This is a genomic window from Kitasatospora terrestris, from assembly GCF_039542905.1.
GTDB classification, from domain to species: domain Bacteria; phylum Actinomycetota; class Actinomycetes; order Streptomycetales; family Streptomycetaceae; genus Kitasatospora; species Kitasatospora terrestris.
The window spans coordinates 2,247,800-2,269,532 of the sequence record NZ_BAABIS010000001.1; the positions used below are offsets into that span (position 1 = coordinate 2,247,800).

Annotated in this window: 18 protein-coding genes and 1 tRNA gene; 12 read left to right on the forward strand and 7 right to left on the reverse strand. The window is 72.4% G+C overall.

All coding sequences use genetic code 11. From position 1 onward, the window contains the following. Positions 1-155: 155 nt before the first annotated feature. The 5 genes from ABEB06_RS10360 (at position 156) to ABEB06_RS10380 (ending at position 5,902) form a co-directional block, all read left to right on the forward strand. A complete protein-coding gene (locus tag ABEB06_RS10360; protein ID WP_345696529.1) occupies positions 156-1,385 on the forward strand; it encodes a branched-chain amino acid ABC transporter substrate-binding protein in 1,230 nt (409 codons plus the stop codon). A gap of 89 nt (positions 1,386-1,474) precedes the next feature. After that, complete coding sequence (locus tag ABEB06_RS10365) at positions 1,475-2,404, forward strand: branched-chain amino acid ABC transporter permease (protein WP_345696530.1); 930 nt, start codon at positions 1,475-1,477, stop codon at positions 2,402-2,404. 5 nt (positions 2,405-2,409) lie between these two features. Continuing rightward, on the forward strand, positions 2,410-4,353 hold the full coding sequence (locus tag ABEB06_RS10370) for a branched-chain amino acid ABC transporter permease (protein ID WP_345696531.1): 1,944 nt from the start codon (positions 2,410-2,412) through the stop codon (positions 4,351-4,353). Positions 4,354-4,361: 8 nt separating this feature from the next. After that, the gene (locus ABEB06_RS10375; RefSeq protein ID WP_345701801.1) at positions 4,362-5,189 is read left to right on the forward strand and encodes an ABC transporter ATP-binding protein; all 828 of its coding nucleotides are present in this window, start codon (positions 4,362-4,364) and stop codon (positions 5,187-5,189) included. Next, a complete protein-coding gene (locus tag ABEB06_RS10380; protein WP_345696532.1) occupies positions 5,186-5,902 on the forward strand; it encodes an ABC transporter ATP-binding protein in 717 nt (238 codons plus the stop codon). The genes ABEB06_RS10375 and ABEB06_RS10380 overlap by 4 nt, the downstream gene beginning before the upstream one ends. 84 nt (positions 5,903-5,986) lie before the next feature. Here the strand turns inward: ABEB06_RS10380 and ABEB06_RS10385 are convergent, their stop codons facing one another. Beyond that, positions 5,987-6,955, reverse strand: a complete 969-nt coding sequence (locus tag ABEB06_RS10385) for a hypothetical protein (RefSeq protein ID WP_345696533.1) — start codon at positions 6,953-6,955, stop codon at positions 5,987-5,989. A gap of 158 nt (positions 6,956-7,113) precedes the next feature. Beyond that, a complete protein-coding gene (locus ABEB06_RS10390; protein WP_345696534.1) occupies positions 7,114-7,764 on the reverse strand; it encodes an ANTAR domain-containing response regulator in 651 nt (216 codons plus the stop codon). Positions 7,765-7,864: 100 nt separating this feature from the next. On the opposite strand from ABEB06_RS10390, the gene ABEB06_RS10395 reads away from it, so the two are divergent. Both ABEB06_RS10395 and ABEB06_RS10400 read left to right on the forward strand, forming a co-directional pair. Beyond that, positions 7,865-7,937 (forward strand) — tRNA-Leu (locus tag ABEB06_RS10395). Positions 7,938-8,045: 108 nt separating this feature from the next. After that, entirely contained in the window at positions 8,046-8,819 is a 774-nt protein-coding gene (locus ABEB06_RS10400) for a transcriptional regulator (protein WP_345696535.1), read from the forward strand. Here the strand turns inward: ABEB06_RS10400 and ABEB06_RS10405 are convergent. Continuing rightward, positions 8,787-10,988, reverse strand: coding sequence for an MMPL family transporter (locus ABEB06_RS10405; protein ID WP_345696536.1), 2,202 nt, complete (start codon positions 10,986-10,988; stop codon positions 8,787-8,789). The genes ABEB06_RS10400 and ABEB06_RS10405 overlap by 33 nt on opposite strands. Positions 10,989-11,253: 265 nt before the next feature. Between ABEB06_RS10405 and ABEB06_RS10410 the strand changes: the two genes are divergently transcribed. Together ABEB06_RS10410 and ABEB06_RS10415 are read left to right on the forward strand one after the other, a co-directional pair. Further along, a complete protein-coding gene (locus ABEB06_RS10410) occupies positions 11,254-12,534 on the forward strand; it encodes a sensor histidine kinase (RefSeq protein ID WP_345696537.1) in 1,281 nt (426 codons plus the stop codon). Next, positions 12,531-13,226 (forward strand): response regulator, encoded by a 696-nt coding sequence (locus ABEB06_RS10415; RefSeq protein WP_345696538.1) that lies wholly within the window; start codon positions 12,531-12,533, stop codon positions 13,224-13,226. The genes ABEB06_RS10410 and ABEB06_RS10415 overlap by 4 nt, the downstream gene beginning before the upstream one ends. Before the next feature lie 23 nt (positions 13,227-13,249). Here ABEB06_RS10415 and ABEB06_RS10420 read toward each other — a convergent pair whose 3' ends face one another. Beyond that, on the reverse strand, positions 13,250-14,218 hold the full coding sequence (locus ABEB06_RS10420; RefSeq protein WP_345696539.1) for a hypothetical protein: 969 nt from the start codon (positions 14,216-14,218) through the stop codon (positions 13,250-13,252). Positions 14,219-14,366: 148 nt separating this feature from the next. Further along, positions 14,367-15,794 carry a pyruvate kinase gene (gene pyk / locus ABEB06_RS10425; RefSeq protein ID WP_345696540.1) on the reverse strand — a complete coding sequence of 476 codons (1,428 nt, stop codon included), beginning with the start codon at positions 15,792-15,794 and terminating at the stop codon, positions 14,367-14,369. A 301-nt stretch (positions 15,795-16,095) separates the two neighbouring features. Between pyk and ABEB06_RS10430 the strand changes: the two genes are divergently transcribed. Then, positions 16,096-17,922, forward strand: coding sequence for a bifunctional metallophosphatase/5'-nucleotidase (locus ABEB06_RS10430; protein ID WP_345696541.1), 1,827 nt, complete (start codon positions 16,096-16,098; stop codon positions 17,920-17,922). Positions 17,923-18,058: 136 nt separating this feature from the next. Then, on the forward strand, positions 18,059-18,568 hold the full coding sequence (locus ABEB06_RS10435; protein WP_345696542.1) for a GNAT family N-acetyltransferase: 510 nt from the start codon (positions 18,059-18,061) through the stop codon (positions 18,566-18,568). On the opposite strand, the gene ABEB06_RS10440 is transcribed toward ABEB06_RS10435, so the two are convergent. After that, positions 18,552-19,769, reverse strand: coding sequence for an MFS transporter (locus tag ABEB06_RS10440; RefSeq protein ID WP_345696543.1), 1,218 nt, complete (start codon positions 19,767-19,769; stop codon positions 18,552-18,554). The genes ABEB06_RS10435 and ABEB06_RS10440 overlap by 17 nt on opposite strands. Before the next feature lie 73 nt (positions 19,770-19,842). Between ABEB06_RS10440 and ABEB06_RS10445 the strand changes: the two genes are divergently transcribed. Continuing rightward, complete coding sequence (locus ABEB06_RS10445; RefSeq protein WP_345696544.1) at positions 19,843-20,805, forward strand: DUF5937 family protein; 963 nt, start codon at positions 19,843-19,845, stop codon at positions 20,803-20,805. Here the strand turns inward: ABEB06_RS10445 and ABEB06_RS10450 are convergent. Then, positions 20,798-21,721, reverse strand: coding sequence for an NAD-dependent epimerase/dehydratase family protein (locus ABEB06_RS10450; RefSeq protein WP_345696545.1), 924 nt, complete (start codon positions 21,719-21,721; stop codon positions 20,798-20,800). The genes ABEB06_RS10445 and ABEB06_RS10450 overlap by 8 nt on opposite strands. Positions 21,722-21,733 lie beyond the last annotated feature (12 nt).

Genomic DNA, 21,733 nt, shown 5'->3' on the forward strand with positions numbered 1-21,733 from the left:
AATCACAGCATGTCCGGACCCACTGCCCGACGCGGCAAAGCCGGTTTAGAGTCACGGCCAGTCACCGCGCCAACCGAGTGGGCCCCTGGCCCAGCGCGCGACCCGGCACCGCCATCACAGGGCGCGGTGCTTTCCTGATCCAGAAGGGGACCCTCGTGCGTAAGAGTTCACTGATTGTCGTGGGCATTGCAGTCACCGGAGCGCTCACCCTCTCCGCCTGCGGCTCGCGCGGTGAGAAGTCCGGCTCCGAGAACGCCGGCGGCACCACGAAGGTCGTCATCGGCGTCGACGCCCCGCTCACCGGCAAGCTGTCCGCCCTCGGCCTCGGCATCAAGAACTCGGCCGACCTGGCCGTCCAGAAGGCCAACAAGGACAAGGTCGTTCCCGGCGTCACCTTCGAGCTCGAGGCCCTGGACGACCAGGCCAACCCGACCTCGGGCCAGCAGAACGCCACCAAGTTCGTCGGCGAGAAGAACGTCGTCGGCGTGGTCGGCCCGCTGAACTCCTCCGTCTCGCTGACCATGCAGAAGGTCTTCAACGACGGCAAGCTCGCCCAGGTCTCGCCAGCCAACACCAACCCGCAGCTGAGCCTCGGCCCGGACTGGGGCACCGGCAAGTTCACCCGCCCGTACGCCTCGTACTTCCGCACCGCCACCACCGACGTGGTCCAGGGCAAGTTCGCCGCCCAGTACCTCTTCAACGACGCCAAGAAGACCAAGGTCTTCGTCATCGACGACAAGAAGACCTACGGCGCGGGCCTCGCGAACATCTTCCAGGAGGAGTTCAAGAAGCTCGGCGGCACCGTGGTCGGCACCGAGCACATCAACCCGGACGACAAGGACTTCTCGGCGGTCGCCACCAAGGTCAAGTCCTCCGGCGCCGACTCGGTCTACTACGGCGGCGAGTACCCCGAGGGCGGCCCGCTCTCCGACCAGATCAAGAAGGCCGGCGCCGCCGTCCCGCTGTTCGGCGGCGACGGCCTGTACGACGACGAGTTCATCAAGCTGTCGAACAACAACAGCAACGGCGACCTCGCCACCTCGGTCGGCGCCCCGGTCGAGGAGCTGCCCGACGCGAAGACCTTCATCGCGGACTACAAGGCGGCCGGCTACAAGGAGCCCTACGCGGCCTACGGCGGCTACTCCTACGACGCCGCCTGGTCGGTCATCGAGGCCGTCAAGGCCGTCGTCGCCGCCAACAACGGCAAGGTGCCGGACGACATCCGCGCCAAGGTCGTCGAGGCCATGGGCAAGGTCTCCTTCAACGGCGTCACCGGCAAGGTCTCCTTCGACCAGTACGGCGACACCAGCAACAAGCAGCTGACGGTCTACACCGTCAAGGACAACAAGTGGGCCTCCGTGAAGAGCGGCACCTACACCGGCTGATCCGTCTGACGGACACCAAGCGCTAGTCCGGGCGGGGGGCGCCAAGAGCGCCCCCCGCCTTTCCCATACCCCCCAACACGGAGGCTGCGGTGCACGAACTGCCGCAAAACCTGGCCAACGGCCTGATGCTCGGGCTGATGTACGGCCTGATCGCCGTCGGCTACACGATGGTCTACGGCATCGTCCAGCTCATCAACTTCGCCCATGGCGAGATCTTCATGATCGGCGGCTTCGGCGCGCTGACCGCCTACATGGCACTGCCCTCGGGCACCTCGCTCTGGGTGGCCCTCCCCATCATGATCATCGGTGGCGTGATCGCCTCCGTCCTGGTGGCCACCGGCGCCGAGCGCTTCGCGTACCGCCCGCTGCGCAGCGCCCCCCGACTGGCCCCGCTGATCACCGCGATCGGCCTCTCGCTGGCCCTCCAGCAGTTGGTCTGGGCCTTCTACCCGAACGCCAAGAAGGCGCTCACCTTCCCGCAGTTCGCCGGCGGCCCGATCGAGTTCGGCGCCTTCCACCTGCAGCGCAACGACCTCTTCCTGCTGATCGCCGCGCCGCTCTGCATGATCATCCTGGCCAGCTTCGTCCGCCTCACCCGCACCGGCCGCGCCATGCAGGCCACCGCGCAGGACCCGGACACCGCCAAGCTGATGGGCATCAACACCGACCGCATCATCGTGATCGCCTTCGCCCTCGGCGCCGCCTTCGCGGCCGTCGCGGCCGTCGCGCACGGCCTCCGCTACGGCCAGGTCGACTTCATGATGGGCTTCATGGCCGGCATGAAGGCCTTCACCGCGGCCGTCCTCGGCGGCATCGGCAACATCTACGGCGCGATGCTCGGCGGGCTGGTCCTCGGCGTCGCCGAGGCCGTCGCCACCGCGTACATCCAGAACGTCCCCGGCATGCACCAGCTCGGCGGCGCCGCCTGGGCCAACGTGTGGGCGTTCGTCCTTCTCATCGTCGTTCTGCTCGTCAGGCCCCAGGGCCTGCTGGGCGAGCGCGTCGCAGACCGGGCGTGAGGCAGATGACCACCACCACCCACGAGACCACGCCCGTCCTCCCCCTCCCGGAGGGCGTCGCCAAGGCCGTCACCATCGCCGGCGGCGTCATCGCCGCCGCCTCCGCGATGATGTCCTGGACCTGGACGGACGAGTTCCCCGGCGACCTCACCTACTACGGCTCCCCGGCCGGCCTGCAGTGGCTCGCCCTGGTCGGCGGCGCCCTCACCGCCCTGCTGGCGCTCGCCGCCCACGGCGCCCCCGGCTTCCGCTGGATGAGCCCCTCCGGTTCCAAGAACGGCATCCTGTTCGCCGCCACCGGCACCCTCGCCGTCTGCTGGTACTCGGTGATCGCCATCTCCGTCCAGCTCGGCGGCCTCGCCAACCTGGAGCCCGGCGGCTTCGTCGCCGCGGCCGGCTCGCTGATCGCCGTCCTCGGCGCCCTCGGCCTGCCGCTCGACCGCCGCACCAACGTCAAGCACCCGCCGCTGGCCTGGTGGTGGTTCGCGATCGCGGCCGCCTCCGTGGTCTTCCGGATCGGCCTGGACCAGGGCTTCGCGCTGACCGTCATCCCCGACGGCATCGAGGAGATCTTCACCACCAACACCTGGTTCTTCGTCGCCCTGCCCGCGGTGATCCTGCTCGTCGCGGGCCTGAAGCTCGCCGACCAGTGGCTGCGCATCGGCCGGATCGAGCGCCCGCTCGCCGCGCCGGCCCCGCTGGCCTCCTGGCTCGAGATCCTGCTGATCATCGCGGTCTTCGCGGTCGGCCTGGTCGCCGCCACCTTCGGCATCTCCGCCGAGGACGGCGAACTCTTCATCGGCTACCTGCTGCTGGTCGCCTTCACCACCGCCGCGCTCAACGCCTCCGGGCTGCTGCTGCGCCTGCGCGACCTGACCAGCAAGCACCGCACCGTCACCACCGGCGCGGCCTTCGCCGCCGCGGCCGCCTTCCCGTTCACCCAGAGCAGCGACGTCTACACGCTGATCGGCGTCAACATCCTGATCTTCGCGACCGTCGCCCTCGGCCTGAACATCGTGGTCGGCCTGGCCGGCCTGCTCGACCTCGGCTACGTCGCCTTCCTCGGCGTCGGCGCCTACGCGGCCGCGCTGGTCTCCGGCTCGCAGTTCTCGGTCTTCCGCGGCCTGCACCTCCCCTTCCCCGTCGCCGTCCTGATCGGTGCCGCCGCGGCCCTGGTCTTCGGCGTGGTCATCGGCGCGCCGACCCTCCGACTGCGCGGCGACTACCTCGCCATCGTCACCCTCGGCTTCGGTGAGATCTTCCGGATCTCGATGAACAACCTCGACGGCACCTCCGGCCCGAGCCTCACCAACGGCCCCAACGGCGTCGCCGCCATCCCGGACGTCTCGCTGTTCGGCTTCGACTTCGGCCAGCCGCACGACATCCTGGGCTTCCAGCTCGGCAAGTTCGGCAACTACCTGCTGCTGATGCTGATCGTCACCGCGATCGTCGTCACCGTCTTCACCCGGGTCGCCGACTCCCGGATCGGCCGCGCCTGGGTCGCCATCCGCGAGGACGAGACCGCCGCCGAGGCCATGGGCATCAACGGCTTCAAGGTCAAGCTGATCGCCTTCGCGCTCGGCGCCACCCTGGCCGGCCTGGCCGGCGCCGTCCAGGCCCACGTGGCCAGCGCCGTCTCGCCCGACCAGTACCTGTTCGCCGGCGCCGTCCCGCCGAACTCCGCCTTCCTGCTCGCCGCGGTCATCCTCGGCGGCATGGGCACCGTCAGCGGCCCGCTCGTCGGCACCGCGCTGCTCTTCCTGATCCCGGCCAAGCTCCAGTTCCTGCAGGACTACCAGCTGCTCGCCTTCGGCATCGCGCTGATCCTGCTGATGCGCTTCCGCCCGGAGGGCATCATCGCCAACCGGCGGCAGAAGCTGGAGTTCCACGAGGCGGACATCCCCGCCCAGTCCGCGCCGGCCGACGCACTCACCAAGGCAGGGGCGTGAACACCCAGATGACCACCGACACCGCCCCCACCACCACGACCGGCGCGCCGGTCCTGGAGGCCTCCGGCGTCGTGATGCGCTTCGGCGGCCTCACCGCGGTCAACAACGTCGACCTGACCGTCCGCGAGGGCGAGATCGTCGGCCTGATCGGCCCCAACGGCGCCGGCAAGACCACCTTCTTCAACTGCCTCACCGGCCTGTACGTCCCCACCGAGGGCACGGTGAAGTACAAGGGCACGGTCCTGCCGCCCAAGCCGAACCTGGTCACCGAGGCCGGCATCGCCCGCACCTTCCAGAACATCCGGCTGTTCGCCAACATGACCGTCCTGGAGAACGTCCTGGTCGGCCGGCACACCCGCACCAAGGAAGGCCTCTTCTCGGCCATCCTGCGCGGCCCCGGCTACAAGCGCGCCGAGGCCGAGAGCCGCGAGAAGGCCATGGAACTCCTCGAGTTCTGCGGCCTCGCCCACAAGGCCGAGCACCTCTCACGCAACCTCCCCTACGGCGAGCAGCGCAAGCTGGAGATCGCCCGCGCGCTCGCCAGCGAGCCCGGCCTGCTCCTCCTCGACGAGCCCACCGCCGGCATGAACCCCCAGGAGACCAACGCCGCCGAGGAGCTGGTCTTCGCGATCCGCGACAAGGGCATCGCGATCCTGGTCATCGAGCACGACATGAAGTTCATCTTCAACCTGTGCGACCGCACCGCCGTCCTGGTCCAGGGCCAGAAGATCGTCGAGGGCGACAAGGAGACCGTCCAGAACGACGAGCGGGTCATCACCGCCTACCTCGGCGCCCCGCTCGAAGGAACCACCGCAGGCACGGAGGACGACCAGTGACCGCTCTGCTCGAGGTCGACGACCTCCGCGTCTCCTACGGCAAGATCGAGGCCGTCAAGGGCATCAGCTTCAAGGTCAACCAGGGCGAGGTCACCACCCTGATCGGCACCAACGGCGCCGGCAAGACCACCACCCTGCGCACCCTCTCCGGCCTGCTGAAGCCCACCGCCGGCAGCGTCACCTTCGACGGCGAACCGCTCAACACGGTCCCCGCCCACAAGATCGTGTCGCTCGGCCTCGCCCACTCCCCCGAGGGCCGGCACATCTTCCCGCGGATGACCATCGAGGAGAACCTCCTCCTCGGCGCCTTCCTCCGCAAGGACACCGCCGGCATCGCCGAGGACGTCGAGCGCGCCTACACGCTCTTCCCCATCCTCGGCGAACGCCGCAAGCAGGCCGCCGGCACCCTGTCCGGCGGCGAGCAGCAGATGCTCGCCATGGGCCGCGCCCTGATGTCCAAGCCCAAGCTGCTCATGCTGGACGAGCCCTCCATGGGCCTGTCTCCGCTGATGATGCAGAAGATCATGGCGACCATCGTCGAGCTCAAGGCCTCCGGCATGACCATCCTGCTCGTCGAGCAGAACGCGCAGGCCGCGCTCTCGCTCTCCGACCAGGGCTACGTCATGCAGACCGGCCACATCGTGCTCAACGGCACCGGTGCGGACCTGCTGCGCGACGAATCCGTCCGCAAGTCCTACCTCGGCGAGGACTGACACCCCCGCAGTGACACGCGAGAGCCCCGCCGATCCCCCCGGACCGGCGGGGCTCTCCCGCTCCGTCCCCCGCTGCCCCCCGCGTCAGTCGATGACGCAGTCCGCCGCCTTCACGTCCTCCGGACACGGGAACCGCCCCACCGACTTCGCGAACTCCACCCCCGCCACCGCCGTCGACAGCGGCACCTGCTGCTGCCACAGCGCACTGCGGGCGATCGCCTCCCAGCCCGACAGCCCCAGCGGCGGCCGGTCCCGGGTCACCGTGATCGGCGGACCCGACTGCCCCGCGTACTGGTCCAGCGTCGCGTTCGCCGCCACGATCTGCACGAAGTCGCCGTTCGACCGCTCGACCTTCACGCCCTGGTCGTACAGGCCCACCACGTCCGTCCCGGTGATGTAACTCGTCATCACCGCGCCGTCCGGCAGGGTCGTCTCCCGGCACATCGGCTTCTCCGACCCGGCCCGCCGCGGCCCCTCGTCCGAGCTGCCGGTCCACGTCGCACAGGAGAACCCGCCGCCCGGGATCCGCACGCTCCGGCCGAGCGTCACCATCACCGTCGCCGGACCCGCGCCGTCGTCGTACTGCAGCTCGATGTAGTGCGACATCCCCACGTTGTTGAACTTCACCGCGAACGGATCCAGGTTCAACAGCCGCCCGCCCGGCGGCAACTGGTCCGCGAAGATCTTCAGCATCGCCTGCCACGTCATGTCCACCAGCGGACCGCTCGGCGTCGGCGACACCTCCGGCTGGGCGGACGACTGCGCCTGCTGGGACGGTGACTGCCGTGCCGGCGACGGGCCCACCCCCGTGGGGCCCACCGCCGCACCCGCCGCCCGCACCGGCTCCGAACCCACGAAGCCCGGCACCAGCAGCGACCCCGCGGCCACCGCACCGGCCACCGCCAGCGCGGCACCCGCCGCCTGCAACCCCCTCCGCAACCGCCGGCGACGGCGCCCCAGCCGCATCCCCTCCGCCACCAGGTCCCCCACCGGCGGCACCACGTCCTCGACGCTCTGCCCCAGGAGCCTGCCCAGATCCTCTTCAAGCCCCATGCCGGGATCCCTCGTCCTCGCCGTCGTTGCCCTCACCCGTACCAGACGCTCCGACCCCGCCCCGAGGTCTCACACCAATCCGTCCGGACACGCGAACGCCCCGCCGTGCGCGCTCGCACGACGGGGCGCTCCCCCCGCTCGACCCCGGTCAGCCCCGGTCAGCCCTCGGACTCGGCCTTCTTCCGGTCCTGGGCCGCACCCTCCTCGATCACGGCCTCCGCCACCGCCGCCATCGTCATCCGACGGTCCATCGACGTCTTCTGGATCCACCGGAAGGCCGCCGGCTCGGTCAGCCCGAACTTCGTCTGCAGCACGCTCTTCGCCCGGTCCACCAGCTTGCGGGTCTCCAGCCGCTGCGAGAGATCCGCGATCTCCTGCTCCAGCGTCCGCATCTCGGTGTACCGCGACACCGCCATCTCGATCGCCGGCACCAGGTCGCTCTTCGAGAACGGCTTCACGATGTACGCCATCGCACCCGCGTCCCGGGCCCGGTCCACCAGCTCGCGCTGCGAGAACGCCGTCAGCATCAGCACCGGCGCCAGGTGCTGCTCGTGGATCCGCTCCGCCGCCGACAGACCGTCCAGCACCGGCATCTTCACATCGAGGATCGCCAGGTCCGGCCGCAGCTCCTCGACCAGCTTCACCGCCGTCTCCCCGTCCCCGGCCTCACCGACGACGGTGTACCCCTCCTCCTCCAGCATCTCCTTCAGGTCGAGACGGATCAGCGCCTCGTCCTCGGCGATCACAATTCGGGTGATCTGGGGCGACTCGGTCTCAAGCGGCTCGGGCTGCTCGTCGGCGGTACTCACGGGGCTCCTCGTTCCGGCGGGGGTACTGCATGCATGAGCCTACCTAGACACGGTATGTTTGAGACACAGCACACCAAGGGTGACCTTGGATTCGCTGGGAGCTCCGGTAGCCCAAGGGCAGAGGCGATGGTCTCAAACACCATTCAGTGTGGGTTCGAATCCCACTCGGGGCACTTACCTTCAAATCCCAGGACGCCAGAGAGTTGGCGATCTTCACCACTTCAGGTGGCATCCACGCCCGGCCTCCGCGAGAATGCCGCGGCCCACGGACCATCACGACCATGTACGACATGGCGACCCGCGAGCGGGCTCTGGCGCTCCACACCACCGGTCTGTCGCTGAGCCAGGTCAGCCGCTCCACCGGGATCTCCCGCTCGGCGATCCGCGCCTGGACCACCCGGATCGATCCGAGCCCCCGAATGACGGCGGAGTGCCCCGCCCCCTCCGGGCGCCTCGGCCCCACCGTCCCGTCCGGCGCCTACACCTACCTCCTCGGCCTCTACCTCGGCGACGGCTGCATCAGCCCCGAGCGCCGCGGGGTGTACGCCCTTCGCATCGCCTGCGGCAACGTGTGGCCGGGGCTGATCGACACGTGCGAGCGCACCGTCCGGTCGGTCATGCCCCACAACGCGACCCACCGGGTCCGCGCGCCCGGCTGCACCCACGTGGTGAGCCGCAGCAAGCACTGGCCGTGCCTCCTCCCCCAGCACGGGCCGGGGAAGAAGCACGAGCGCCCGATCGTCCTGGAGCCCTGGCAGCGGGAGCTGGTGGTCCGTCATCCGTGGGAGTTGCTGCGCGGGCTGATCCACTCGGACGGGTGCCGGATCACCAACCGGGCGACGCGGACGGTGGGTGGGGAGGTCCGGCGGCACGAGTACCCGCGGTACTTCTTCACCAACACCTCCCCGGACATCGTGCGGCTGTTCACCGACACCCTCGACGCCGTCGGCGTGGAGTGGCGGACGGCCCGGCGGGCGTCCGGGGCGGTGGACGTGTCGATCGCCCGCCGGGCCTCGGTGGCGCTACTGGACGCGCGCGTCGGCCCGAAGGGCTGAGCGGTCCGGCGCGGGCTCGGGCGCAGGGCTGCGCCGGGTCGGGCGCAGGGGCCACCAGAGGGTGCGACCGAGGAGGGCGGCGAGGGCGGGGACGAGGACGAGGGAGAGGACGAGCGCGGAGAGCAGGATGCCGAGGGTGAGGGCGAAGGCGACCTGTTCGGTGCCGGGGGTGGTGGCGAGGGTGGCGAAGGAGCCGGCGAGGACGAGGCCGGCGGTGGCGACGGCGGGGGCGCTGTGGCGGACGGCGCGGGCGACGGCCTCGCGGGGCGGTCCGGGGTGTCGCATCTCTTCGCGGATCCGGTCGGTGACGAGGATGTTGTAGTCGGTGCCGAGGGCGACGACGAACAGGAAGAGGACCAGCGGCAGGGTGAAGCTGACGCCGGGTCCGTCCAGGAGGTGCTGGAAGAGGAGGGTGGCGGCGCCGAGGGTGGCGGCGAAGCCGAGGCCGACGGAGAGCATCAGGACCACCGGGGCGAGCAGGCTGCGCAGCAGGAGGAGCAGGATCAGTCCGATCAGGGCGGCGGCGACCGGGAAGACGATCCGGAGGTCGTGGTCGACGGCGGTGGAGATGTCGGCGAAGGTGGCCGCGGTGCCGCCGACGTGGGCGGTGGTGCCGGGGGGTGTGTGGGCGGCGACGGCGGCGCGGACGGGGCCGGCGGCGAGGTCGCGGGCGTCCTGGCTCTGCGGGTCGGCGGTGAGGTAGAGGTCGATGCGGGCGGCGTGGCGGGTGTCGTTGAGGACGGCGGGGGCGATGCGGCCGATGCCGTCGACGGCGCCGAGGGCCCGGGTGAGGCCGTCGAGCCGGGCGGTGGTGAGCGGGGTGCCGTCGTCGGCGGTGAGGTAGACGGTGGTGGGATCGGAGACGCCGGCGGGGAGGGCTCGGGAGATCTCGGTGGCGGTGGCGGCGGCGGGGGTGTCGGTCTGGTCTCCGAGGCCGTAGTCCATGCGGATGCCGAGGGTTCCGGCGGAGAGTGCGGCGAGGACGGCGACGGCGGCGAGCAGCAGGGGCAGCGGCCGTCGGGCGAGGAGGGTGCCGTAGCGGGTGGCGGTCCGTTCGCGGGGCTGTCGGCGGAGGCTGCGGGAGGGCCAGTAGAGCTTGCGGCCGCAGGCGGCGAGCAGGGCGGGCATGAGGGTGAGGCTGCCGAGGAGCATGACGAGGACGGCGACGGCGATGGCGGGTCCGAGGGAGCGGAACTGGCCGAAGGTGGCGGTGCCGAGGGTGGCGAAGGCGGCGACGATGGTGAGCGCGGCGGAGGTGATGGCGGTGCCGACCCGGGCGGACACCTGGGCGGCGGCTTCGCGGGCGGGCTGGTCGGGCCGGTTGCGGAGGTGCTCGCGGAAGCGGAAGAGCAGGAACAGCAGGTAGTCGATGCCGATGCCGAGGAGGACGACGGAGATCAGTCCGGGGGTGCCCGAGTCGAGGGTGAGGCCGGTGAGGGCGGCGGCGCCGGCGACGGCGCCGGTGGCGGCCCCGCTGATCATGGTGACGGCGAGGAGCGGGACGAGGGCGGCCAGGACGCTGCGGAACACCAGCACGTTGAGCAGGACGATGAGGCCGACGACGAGGGCTCCGCCGACGGTGGCGGCGGTGCGGTTGGCGTCCTCGGTGTCCGCGACGGCGGCGAGTCCGCCGGTGAATCCGGTGCGCATGCCGGCGTCGGTGTACTGGGTGCGGGCGGTGTCGCGGAAGGTCCGGTACACGTCCTGGACGCCCGGTTCGGCGGCGTTGCCGGTGAACTCGACGGCGAACAGTTCGAAGCTGCGGTCGGGGGCGAGCATCGCGGGGGCGACGCGGGGGGTCTGGGAGTGGTCGGGGACGAGGAAGGCGGGCTCGTCCTCCTTGCGGGGCATGGTCACCCGGTGCCGGCCGAGTTCCGCTGCCGCGCGCTCGATCCGCTGCTGGTCGGCGGCGGTGAGGGGGGTGCCGTCGGCGCGGGCCACGAGCATCGTGGCGGTGGTGGCGTCGGGCTTCACGCCGAACTGTTCCTCGGCGATGCGCAGGGCGGCGGCGGAGTCGTAGCCGCTGGGCAGGAAGTCGGCGGACTGGGCCTGGGTGACGCGGCCGAGCAGCATCGGGCCGAGGATGCCGAGTCCGATGCCGACGACGGCCCAGAGGGCGATGACCTTCCACGCGTGTCTGGTGGCGAATCCGGTCAGTGCGCGGATCACGTCGTCCTCCTGCTGATGGCTGGTGGCGGGGTCGGCCGGCGGTTCGCGGCCGGTCTCCAGACCATCACCCGGGGTGGGGCCGGGGCGTCCTGGCCGCGGACGATCCGTGCGGGGGGCCGGGCTCCCCGGTGCGGTCCGGGGACCGGGAGCGTGGTCCTGGTCCCACCTCCCGGGGCCGGCCGGGGGGAGCATGCCCGCGGGTGCGGGCGGGTGCCAGAATCGGACATCGTGGCTGATCGGCCGCGGGTACGAGGAGGAGCGGAACATGGGCGGGCGTCAGCGCCCCGGTGCCGGGGCGGCGGCCCCCGGCGGCACGGCGGGTCCGGCGGCGGCTTCCGGCACGGCGGCCGACGGCTCGCCGTGGACGCAGGCCGACGCGTCGGTGGCGGTCGGCGCCGGGCTGCTCGATCTGCTCACTTACCTGCTCTTCAGCGGTGTCGAACGGCACGAGGCGCCGGGTCTGACCGGCTTCGTGGCGGTGGTGCTGTCGGCGCTGCCGCTGCTGGTCCGCCGCCGGTACCCGGTGGCGGTGCTGGGGGCCGTGGTGGCGCTGGAGGCGGTGGCCGACCTGGCCGCCCCGCCGACCAGCCATTTCGGCGCGGTCCTGGCGGTGGCGCTGTTCACGGTGGCGTGGAGCTGCGCCGTCCCGGTGACGGTGGCGGCGGGGGTGGCGACGACGGTGGTGACGGGGCTGGCGCAGAGCCATCTGCGGCTGCCGGAGTGGCAGGCGGCGGTGGCGACGCCGTTGACGGTGCTGATGGTGGCGGGCGCGGGGTTCGCGGCGTCGCGCTGGCAGCGCCAGGTGGCGGCCAACCGCAGGCTGCTGGCGGACCGTGCGGTGGCGGACGAACGGCGGCGGATCGCCCGGGAGTTGCACGACATCGTGGCGCACCACATCACGAGCATGCAGTTGATGGCGGGCGGTGCCCGGGCCAACGTCGGGAATCCGGAGCTGGTCCGGGACGCCCTGGTGACCCTGGAGTCGTCGGGGCGGATGGCGCTGCGCGAGATGCGGCAGCTGCTGGACGTCCTGCGGGCGGGTGACGAGCCGGATTCCGCGCCGCCGACGCCGCAGCCGGGGGTGGACGACCTGGACCGGCTGGTGGCCGAGGCGTGCGCGGCCGGTCTGCCGACGGAGCTGGTGGTCGAGGGCCGGGCGCGGCCGCTGCCGCCCACGGTCGGGCTGACGGTGTTCCGGATCGTCCAGGAGTCGCTGACCAATGCGCGCCGGTACGCGGGGCCGGCCCGGGGGCTGGTCCGGCTGGTCCACGAGCCGGACCGGGTCACGGTCGAGGTGCGGGACGACGGCGGGCGGGGTCGTGACGGCTCTCCGGGCCGCGAGAGGCTCGCGGCCGGGTCCGGGGGCGGCCACGGCGGCGGGTCCGGGTACGGGCTGGTCGGGATGCGGGAGCGGGTGGCGCTGCACGGCGGCACGCTGCGGACCGGTCCGCGGCCGGGCGGCGGTTGGGCGGTGCTCGCCGAGCTGCCGCTGTCGGCGGACGAGGTGGCGGAGGCGGCCGTGGAGCGCGGGGAGCGGGTGCGATGACGGCGGAGACGGCGCCGATCAAGGTCCTGATCGTGGACGACCAGCCGCTGGTGCGGCGTGGTCTGTCGCTGATCCTGTCGCCCGACCCGTCGTTGGAGGTGGTGGGCGAGGCCGGGGACGGCGAGCAGGCCGTGCTGCTGGCCGAGCGGTTGCGTCCGGACGTCGTGGTGATGGACATCCGGATGCCGGTGCTGGACGGGGTCGCCGCGACGGAGCGGCTGGCCGGTGCGCTGCCCGGCTGCCGGGTGCTGGCGCTGTCCACCTTCGACATGGACGAGTACGTGGTGTCGGCGCTGCGGGCGGGTGCGTACGGGTTCCTGCCGAAGGACGTCTCGCCGGAGGAGCTGGGTGCGGCGATCCGCACCGTGCACGGGGGTGAGGCGGCGGTCGCGCCGCGGCTACTGACCCGGCTGATCGCGGCGTACGTGCGGGTGCCGGCCGCCCCGCCGCCGTCCTCGGTGGAGGCCGGTGAGCTGACGCCCCGGGAGGTCGAGGTGTGGCGGCTGATCGCCACCGGGGCGGACAACGCCGGGATCGCGCAGGCGCTGGGGATCAGCGCCTCGACGGTGAAGAACTACATCACCAGCATCTTCGACAAGCTGGGTGTCCGGGACCGGGCCCAGGCGGTGATCGCGGCGTACGAGACCGGCCTGGTCACGGCCCGTTCGGGAACGGGGAACCAGGCCGGCTGAACGGTCGGCGGCGGGTGCGGCGGTCAGCCGAGCGGGCCGGAGGCCTTGAGACCGGTGGCGTGGAAGACGGCGGCGCCGGGTGCGGAGGGGGCGTCGGTGACGGTGAGGGTGTAGTCGCCGTCGCCGGCACCGCTGAAGACGAACCAGGCGGCCTGGTCCTGGTAGAGCGGGTGGTCGGGGTAGATCGCCTCGATCGGGGCGCGGCTGGGGCCGACCTCCTGGCCGTTCGGGAGCTTGAGGCGCAGCACCTCGCCGGCGACGGCCATGCCGGCCGGTCCGACGTTGCCCTTCATGTCGTAGACGACGAACAGGGCGCGCTGGCCGCGCTGCAGGCCGCCGGGGGCGCCGTCGCCGAAGTCGGCGCGGAGCTGGGCGGTCTTGAGGGTGAGGGTGAGGCGCCCGGAGGTGAGGCCGGTGCCGGGGAGGGTGAGGTCGACGGGCTTGAGGTCGGCCGCCTCGCGTCCGCCGGTGCCGAGCGGGAGGACGGCCTGGGCCTCGGCGGCGTCGCCGAGGACGAGGGAGGTGCCGTCGAACGCGAAGGGGTGTCCGGGCTCGCTGTGGCCGGCGAAGGTGAGCGGGAGCCGGTTGGAGGCGCTGGGGGTGGGCGGGACGGCGGTGCCGTAGTCGCCGCGGACGGGGGTGCCGGCGATGTCGAGGGCGAAGTCGGGCCAGTCGCGGACGGCGCTGGTCTTGAAGGTGTTGGTGACGGTGGTGTCGACCACGACCTTGAAGTCGCCGTTCTCGCCGGGCTGGTAGCTGGCGGTCGCGACGTCGAACTTCAGGCCGCCCTTGTAGACGGTCCTGCCGAGCTGCACGGTCTTCGCCCTGCCGGCGGCCGTGCCGGCCGTACCCGCGGCGGAGGCGGTGGCGGAGGCGACGGGGGCGGGCTCGGACCGGTCCTGCCCGAGGTCGTCGCAGGCGGTGGCGAGGGCCGCGACGAGCACGGTGGCCGCGAGCGCGGCGACGGGTCTGGCTGCGGGGCTGGTACGCATGACGGGTGTCTCCCTCCCTGGGCGCCGCCTGGACGGGGTGCGGGGCGCCGTTGCGGTGGAAACTACCCGCGCGCGGCGGGTCCGTCCCGGCCCGTGACAGGACCGGGACGGACCCGCCGCGCAGTGGTGAACTCGCTACACCAACAAGTCAGTTGTCCAGCTCGCCGACGTGGTGGACGCGCACCAGGTTGGTGGAGCCGGCCAGGCCGGGCGGGGAGCCCGCGGTGATCACCACGATGTCGCCGCGCTCGCAGCGGCCGAGCCCGATCAGCGCCGCGTCGACCTGCGCGACCAGTTCGTCCGTGGTGGGGACGAACGGGCCGAGGAAGGTCTCCACGCCCCAGGTGAGGGCGAGTTGGCTGCGGACGGCGGGCTCGTAGGTGAAGGCGAGCACCGGGATCGGGGAGCGGTAGCGGGTGAGCCGACGGGCGGTGTCGCCGCTCTGGGTGAAGGCGACCAGGTACTTGGCGCCGAGGAAGTCGCCGATCTCGGCGGCGGCGCGGGCGACGGCGCCGCCCTGGGTGCGCGGCTTGCCGGCCTCGGTGAGCTCGGGCAGTCCGGCCGCGAGGACGTCCTCCTCGGCGGCCTCGATGATCCGGCCCATGGTCCTGACGGTCTCGACCGGGAACTTGCCGACCGAGGTCTCGCCGGAGAGCATCACGGCGTCGGTGCCGTCGATGATGGCGTTGGCGACGTCGGAGGCCTCGGCGCGGGTGGGCCGGGACGTGTTGATCATCGAGTCGAGCATCTGGGTGGCGACGATGACCGGCTTGGCGTTGCGCTTGGCGAGCTTGACGGCCCGCTTCTGCACGATCGGCACCTGCTCCAGGGGCAGTTCGACGCCGAGGTCGCCGCGGGCGACCATGATGCCGTCGAAGGCGTCGACGATCTCGTCGAGGTTCTCGACCGCCTGGGGCTTCTCGATCTTGGCGATGACGGGGATCCGGCGGCCCTCCTCGGCCATGATCCGCAGGACCTCGTCGACGTCCTTGCCGCTGCGCACGAAGGACAGCGCGATCAGGTCGGCGCCGGTCCGCAGGGCCCAGCGCAGGTCGGCGACGTCCTTGTCGCTGAGCGCGGGCACCGAGACGGCGACGCCGGGGAGGTTGAGGCCCTTGTGGTCGGAGACCAGGCCCCCTTCGACGACGACGCAGTGGACCCGGGGTCCGTCGACGCGGGTGACCTCCAGGCAGACCCGGCCGTCGTCGACCAGGATCCGTTCGCCGCTGGAGACGTCGGCGGCGAGGCCGGGGTAGGTCGTGCCGCAGGTCTCGCGGTCTCCGGGGACGTCCTCGACGGTGATGGTGAACTCGTCACCGCGTTCAAGGAGTACCGGCCCGTCCGCGAAAGTGGACAGCCGGATCTTCGGGCCTTGGAGGTCGACGAGGACGCCGACGCTCCGGCCGGTCTCGTCGGAGGCCTTGCGGACCCGGTGGTAACGCTCTTCGTGCTCCAGGTGGGAGCCGTGGCTGAGATTGAGTCGGGCGATGTCCATGCCGGCGTCGACCAGTGCCTTGATCTGGTCGTACGAGTCCGCGGCGGGCCCGAGGGTACAGACGATTTTTGCTCGGCGCATGCCTTCAGAGCGTAGGCATTACCGGTGCGTAACAGCGCCGTTCCGCGAAGCCCACCCATGGACGTTCGCGAAAGATTGCATTAACAAACTGACACAACGTCCGCCGACGGCCTGTGAGTTGTCGTTACGTCCGACCATCGTACGCGGCCCCGGCGGACGTCTGTACGGCAACCCGTCGCCAAGATCTCACCCGCAGGAAACGTCCGGGGGCTGGCCCCGGGGCGCCTTTCCGGGCAGACTTCTACGCGCGTTTCTCTACGCGCGTCACCTGCGCCTTCACCTGCCCACGTTGGAGTAGTCCATGCCCCTGAACCGCCGTGACTTCGTCACCCGCTCCGCCGCCACCGCGGCCGGTGCCGCCCTGGCCGGCGGCGCGTCGGTCGCCGCCGCGGCCCCCGCTTCGGCGGCCGGTGCCGAGTCCGCGCCCGGCAAGGCGAAGGCCAAGCAGACCTTCACCGTCATGGGCACCACCGACCTGCACGGCCGCGTCCTCAACTGGGACTACTTCACCGACGCCGAGTACGACGACAAGGCGCACAACGACGTCGGCCTGGCCAAGATCTCCACCCTGGTCCAGCAGATCCGCAAGGAGAAGGGCTGCGAGCGCACCCTGCTGATCGACGCCGGCGACATCATCCAGGGCACCCAGCTCACCTACTACTTCGCCCGGGTCGAGCCGATCACCGCGGAGAAGAACCCGCCGAAGCACCCGATGGCCGCGGCGATGAACGCCATCGGCTACGACGCCGCCGCCCTCGGCAACCACGAGTTCAACTACGGCATCCCGGTCGTGCGCGCCTTCGAGGAGCAGCTGGACTTCCCGCTGCTCGGCGCCAACGCGCTGTACGCCAAGAACGAGAAGCCGGCCTTCCCGCCGTACGTGATCAAGGAGCTGCACCTCGGCCACGGCCGGCCGCTGCGGGTCGGCATCCTGGGCCTGACCAACCCGGGCATCGCGATCTGGGACAAGGCCAACGTCCAGGGCCAGATGGTCTTCCCGGGCATCGTGGAGATGGCGAAGAAGTACGTGCCGCGGATGAAGGCCGCCGGCGCGGACGTGGTCGTCGTGTCGGCGCACTCCGGCATCGACGAGCCCTCCTCCTACGGCGACCAGCTGCCCTGGCCCGAGGACGCCTCGGGGGAGATGGCGGCCACCGTGCCGGACATCGACGCGGTCCTGGTCGGCCACACCCACAAGGAGGTCGCGCAGCGCCTGGTCGCCAACACCGCCACCGGCAAGAACGTGGTGCTCTCCGAGCCGCTGTGCTGGGCCCAGCGCCTGTCCTGCTTCGACTTCGAGGTGGAGTTCGCCAAGGGCCACTGGACGGTCACCTCGGTCACCTCCCGGGTGCTGAACTCCAACACCGTCCCGGAGGACCCGAAGATCGTCAAGCTGATCGCCGACCAGCACAAGAAGGTCGTCGCGTACGTCAACCAGGTGATCGGCACCTGCAAGGCCGAACTCTCGATCGCCGAGGCCCGGTTCAAGGACGTCCCGATCATCGACCTGATCGGCCGGGTGCAGGCCGACACGGTGAAGGCGGCGCTGGCCGGCGGCCAGTACGCCGACCTGCCGGTGCTGGCCCAGGCCGCGCCGTTCAACCGCACCGCGGTCATCCCGGCCGGCGAGGTCAAGCTGCGCGACGCGGCCGGCCTGTACATCTACGAGAACACCCTGGAGGCCCGGATCCTGACGGGTGCCCAGATCAAGGACTACCTGGAGTACTCGGCGAAGTACTTCGCCCAGCTGGCCCCGGGCGACCCGGTCAACCTGGACACGCTCACCAACCAGGCCGGCAACACCCCCGACTACAACTACGACGCGGTGTACGGCGTCTCGTACGACATCGACCTGACCCAGCCGGTCGGCTCGCGGATCGTCAACCTGTCGTACGGCGGCAAGCCGGTCGACCCGGCCGCGCAGTTCGTGCTCGCGGTCAACAACTACCGGGCCAACGGCGGCGGCAACTTCCCGCACGTGGCGAGCGCGACCAAGGTGTGGGCGAACTCGGACGAGATCCGCAACACCATGATCGCCTGGGTGAAGGCCGAGGGGGTCATCGACCCGGCCGACTTCGGCGGCGTCACCTGGCGCCTGGTCCGCGCGGGCGTCCCGCTGTTCTCCTGATCCCGGCCCCGCGGCGGCCGGTCCCCTCCGGAGGGTGGGGGCCGGCCGCCGCGGCGCGCCCGGAACCGGCGGGCACGGGCCCCGGCCCGCGGCGTACGCTGACCGCCAGTCCAGTACCGAGCGTTGGGGGAAGACCGTGATCGAGACCGAGCGACTGGTCGTCCGGCTCTGGGAGCCGTCGGAGCGGGAGCGGGCGTTCGACATCTACTCGCGCTGGGAGGTGGCCCGCTGGCTCGGCGCCGAGCCGCGGGCGCTGCAGGAGCCGGCGGAGGCGGACGCCCTGATCGGGCGGTTCCGGGACCGCTCGGCGGACCCCCGGTACGGCCTGTGGGCGGTGGAGGTCCGGGAGACCGCCGTGGTCGCGGGCACCGTGCTGCTGATGCCGCTGCCGGGCGGGGACGGCGAGGTGGAGGTCGGCTGGCACCTGCACCCGGACTCGTGGGGGCACGGCTACGCGACCGAGGCGGCGCGGGCCGTGGTGGCCAAGGGCTTCGCGGACGGCCTCCCGGCGATCCACGCGGTGGTCCGGCCGGGCAACGAGCCGTCCGCCGCGGTCTGCCGCCGGCTCGGCATGGCACCGGTGGGCCGCACCGACCGCTTCTACGGCGTGGAGTTCGAGGAGTTCCTGCTCAAGCGGCCTCAGTAGGCACGCCGAGGCGTTCCAGCAGCAGCAGTCCGGGCACCGCGGCCAGGCCCAGCGCCCCGAGGAAGACCCACGGCCACGCCGGTCCCAGGCCGAGCAGCAGGGTGAACAGGCCCGGCGCGAGGGCCTGCCCGAGCGTCCAGGCGAGCTGGTTGACGGCGAGGTAGCGGCCGCGCAGCCCGGGTTCGGCGAGCCGGACGGTGAGCTCCTCGGTGTACGGGGTGGCCACCGTCTCGGCGAGGTTGTAGACCAGCATCGCGGCGAACACCCCGGCGAGCACGGCCCAGCCGGGCGCGGCGGCGACCGCGGCGAAGCCGGCGAAGGCCAGCACGTTGAGCAGCGACCCGGCGGCCACCACCCGGGTCGGCCGGTACCGCCTGAGCAGCCGGGCGACGGTGGTCTGGGTGAGCACCACCTGGGCGCTGTTGAACACCAGCAGCGAGCCGGCCAGCCACGCCGGGCGGTGCAGGCCCTCGGTGAGGTAGACGGCGAGCAGCAGGCCGAGCACCAGCGAGGCGAAGACGAATGCCAGGTTGACCGCGACCAGTAGCAGGTAGCGGCGGTCGCGCAGCACGGTCCGGTAGCCGCCCGCGGCGGCGGCCCGTGCGGCGGGCGGGGTGGCGACCGGGCGCCAGGCGAGCAGCAGGCCGGCCGCCACGGCGTAGCTGAGCGCGTTCAGCAGCACGGTGAGCCGCAGGCCGTCCGTCCCGCCGACGGCGAGCAGCAGGGCGCCGAGCGCTCCGCCGACCGCGAGGCCCGCGTTGCGCAGCGAGCCGATCAGGGCGAACCAGCGGGGGCGCTGCCCGGGCTCGGCGGCGAGCACGACCAGTCCGGTGGAGGCGGTCCAGTACGCGGCGGTGCCGATCTGGGCGAGCAGCACCACGGTGACGATCTGCCAGAGCTGCCGGGCGCCGAGGAAGCCCGTGTAGGCGAGCGCGGAGCCGGCGTTGGCCCAGGCGGCGACCGGGCGGGCGCCGTACCGGTCGACCAGCGGGCCGGTGAGGACGGCGGTGGGCAGGGCGAGCAGCCGGGCGAGGCTGATCGCGGCGCCGACCGCGGTCAGCGTCAGGTCGGTGGTGCGGGCGAACCAGACGACGGTGAAGGCCAGGAGCAGGCCGCTGCCCAGACTGTCGATCAGGTGGGCGCCGAGCAGGTGGTGCCGGCCGTGGACGCGCGGTCGCCGGCCGAGGATCGCGGTGGTCATGGGGCGATCCTCGGCCGCTCGGCTAGGGTGGCCCAGAGATTTCGTCCTGGTCGAATCCTCGGGGAGGAGAGCGGTGCTCAGCTGGGAGTTCTCGGCGGCCGACCTGGCGCTGACCCGGTTCGCCCACTCGCCGCTGTGGGAGGTGGTGACCAGCCTCCAGGTGCTCAAGGAGCCGGGGGCGCACGCCGTCCACCTGCCCTGGGTGCGGACCGCCCGCGCGGCCCTGGCGGACGTCGAGTTCGGGCTGCTGTCGGCGCTGGTGCCGGTCCCGAGCGTCGCGGTGCCGGACTTCCTCACGCCGGTGCCCGCCGGATACGCCCCCACCCTGGACGAGGAGTTGGCGCAGCTCCTGGCCACCCCGCCGGAGCAGGTGCGGGCCGACCTGGCGGGCCTCGACGCGCCCGCCGCGCTGCTCGCCGATCCGGCGGCCGGCCTGGAGCGGCTCGCGGCCGAGATCCGCGCCTACTTCGCGGCGGCGCTGGAGCCCTCCTGGCCGCGGATCCGGCGGCTGGTGGAGGGCGAAGTGCTGCGCCGGGCCCGGCAGATGTCCACCGGCGGCCCGGCGGCGCTCTTCGCGGACCTGCACCCGCGGGTGGCCTGGGCCGACGGCACGCTGCGGATCGCCCACCGCTGGTACCGCGCCGAACGGCGGCTGGACGGCGGGCGGGGGCTGGTCCTGGTGCCGGCGGTGTTCGCCTGGCCCGGCGTCTGGTCGCAGGCCGAGCCGCCGTACCGGCCCGGCCTGGTCTACCCGCCCGCGGGGGTGGCGACCCTGTGGGAGAGCGCCCCTGCCGCCCCGGCGGCGCTCGCCGGCGTGCTCGGGGAGACCCGCGCCCGTCTGCTGGCCGCGCTCGGCTCCCCCGCCTCGACCACCGAACTCGCCGCCCGCCTGGGCCTGTCCGCGCCGAACGCCTCCCACCACCTGACCGCGCTGACCGCCGCCGGCCTGTTGGCCCGCCACCGCACCGGCCGCACCGTCCTCTACCTGCGCACCGCCGTCGCCGAGCACTGGCTCACCGCCGGAAGCCTCAACTGACCCCCCTCAGGGTGTCGGCGAGCACCTCGTCCCACGGGGTCGGCCCGAACCCGAAGTGCGCCTCGGTGGCCGCGGACTCGGCGACGAACGGCCGCTCGAACTGGTAGACCGTCTCCCGGACGGCCCGCGCCGCCGGGTTGAACAGGCCGGCCAGCGCCAGCACCGGGCCCGGCATCCGGCCGACCTTCACCTCGGGGCGCCCGGCGGCCGCGGCCAGGTCGGCGAGGACCTGGCGCTGGCTGCGCGGCGGCCCGCTCGGGGTGTGCCACGCCCGCCCCCAGGCCCGCTCGTCGGCCGCGGCGGCGACCAGCAGCCGGGCCGCGTCCCCGGTGTACGCCCAGGTGTGCGGCGCGTCCGGGTCGCCCAGCACCTGGACCGGCTTCCCGGCCAGCACCCGCTTGAATGCCCGGCTGTCGAGCACGCCGACCGCACCGGCGCCCAGGTAGTCGGACGAGCGCACCTCGGTCGCGCGGATCCGCCCCGCCCGGTGGAGCTCCTCCGCGTCCTGCCACATCCGGGCCCGGATCCGGCCCTTCTCCGAGTTCGGCCGCAGCGGGGTGGTCTCCGTCATCGGCCCGTCGACGGCGCCGTAGCCGTACAGGTTGCCCACCGTCGCCAGCACCGCGCCGCTGCTCTCGGCGGCGGCCAGCAGCGCGGCGGCGATCGGCGGCCAGTCGCTCGCCCAGCGGTGGTAGGCGGGGTTGGCGCAGTTGTAGAGCACGTCGGCGCCGCGTGCCGCCTCGGTGAGGGCGGTCGGGTCCGCCGCGTCCAGCCGGATCCGGCGGACGCCCTCGGGCAGCGGCAGCGCGGTGCGGCCGCCGCGGGTGGCGACGGTGACCTGCTCGCCGCGCTCGGCGAGCAGCCGGGCGGCCGCGCTGCCGACCGGTCCGGCGCCGATGACCAGGTGGGTGCTCATGACGGACTCCCC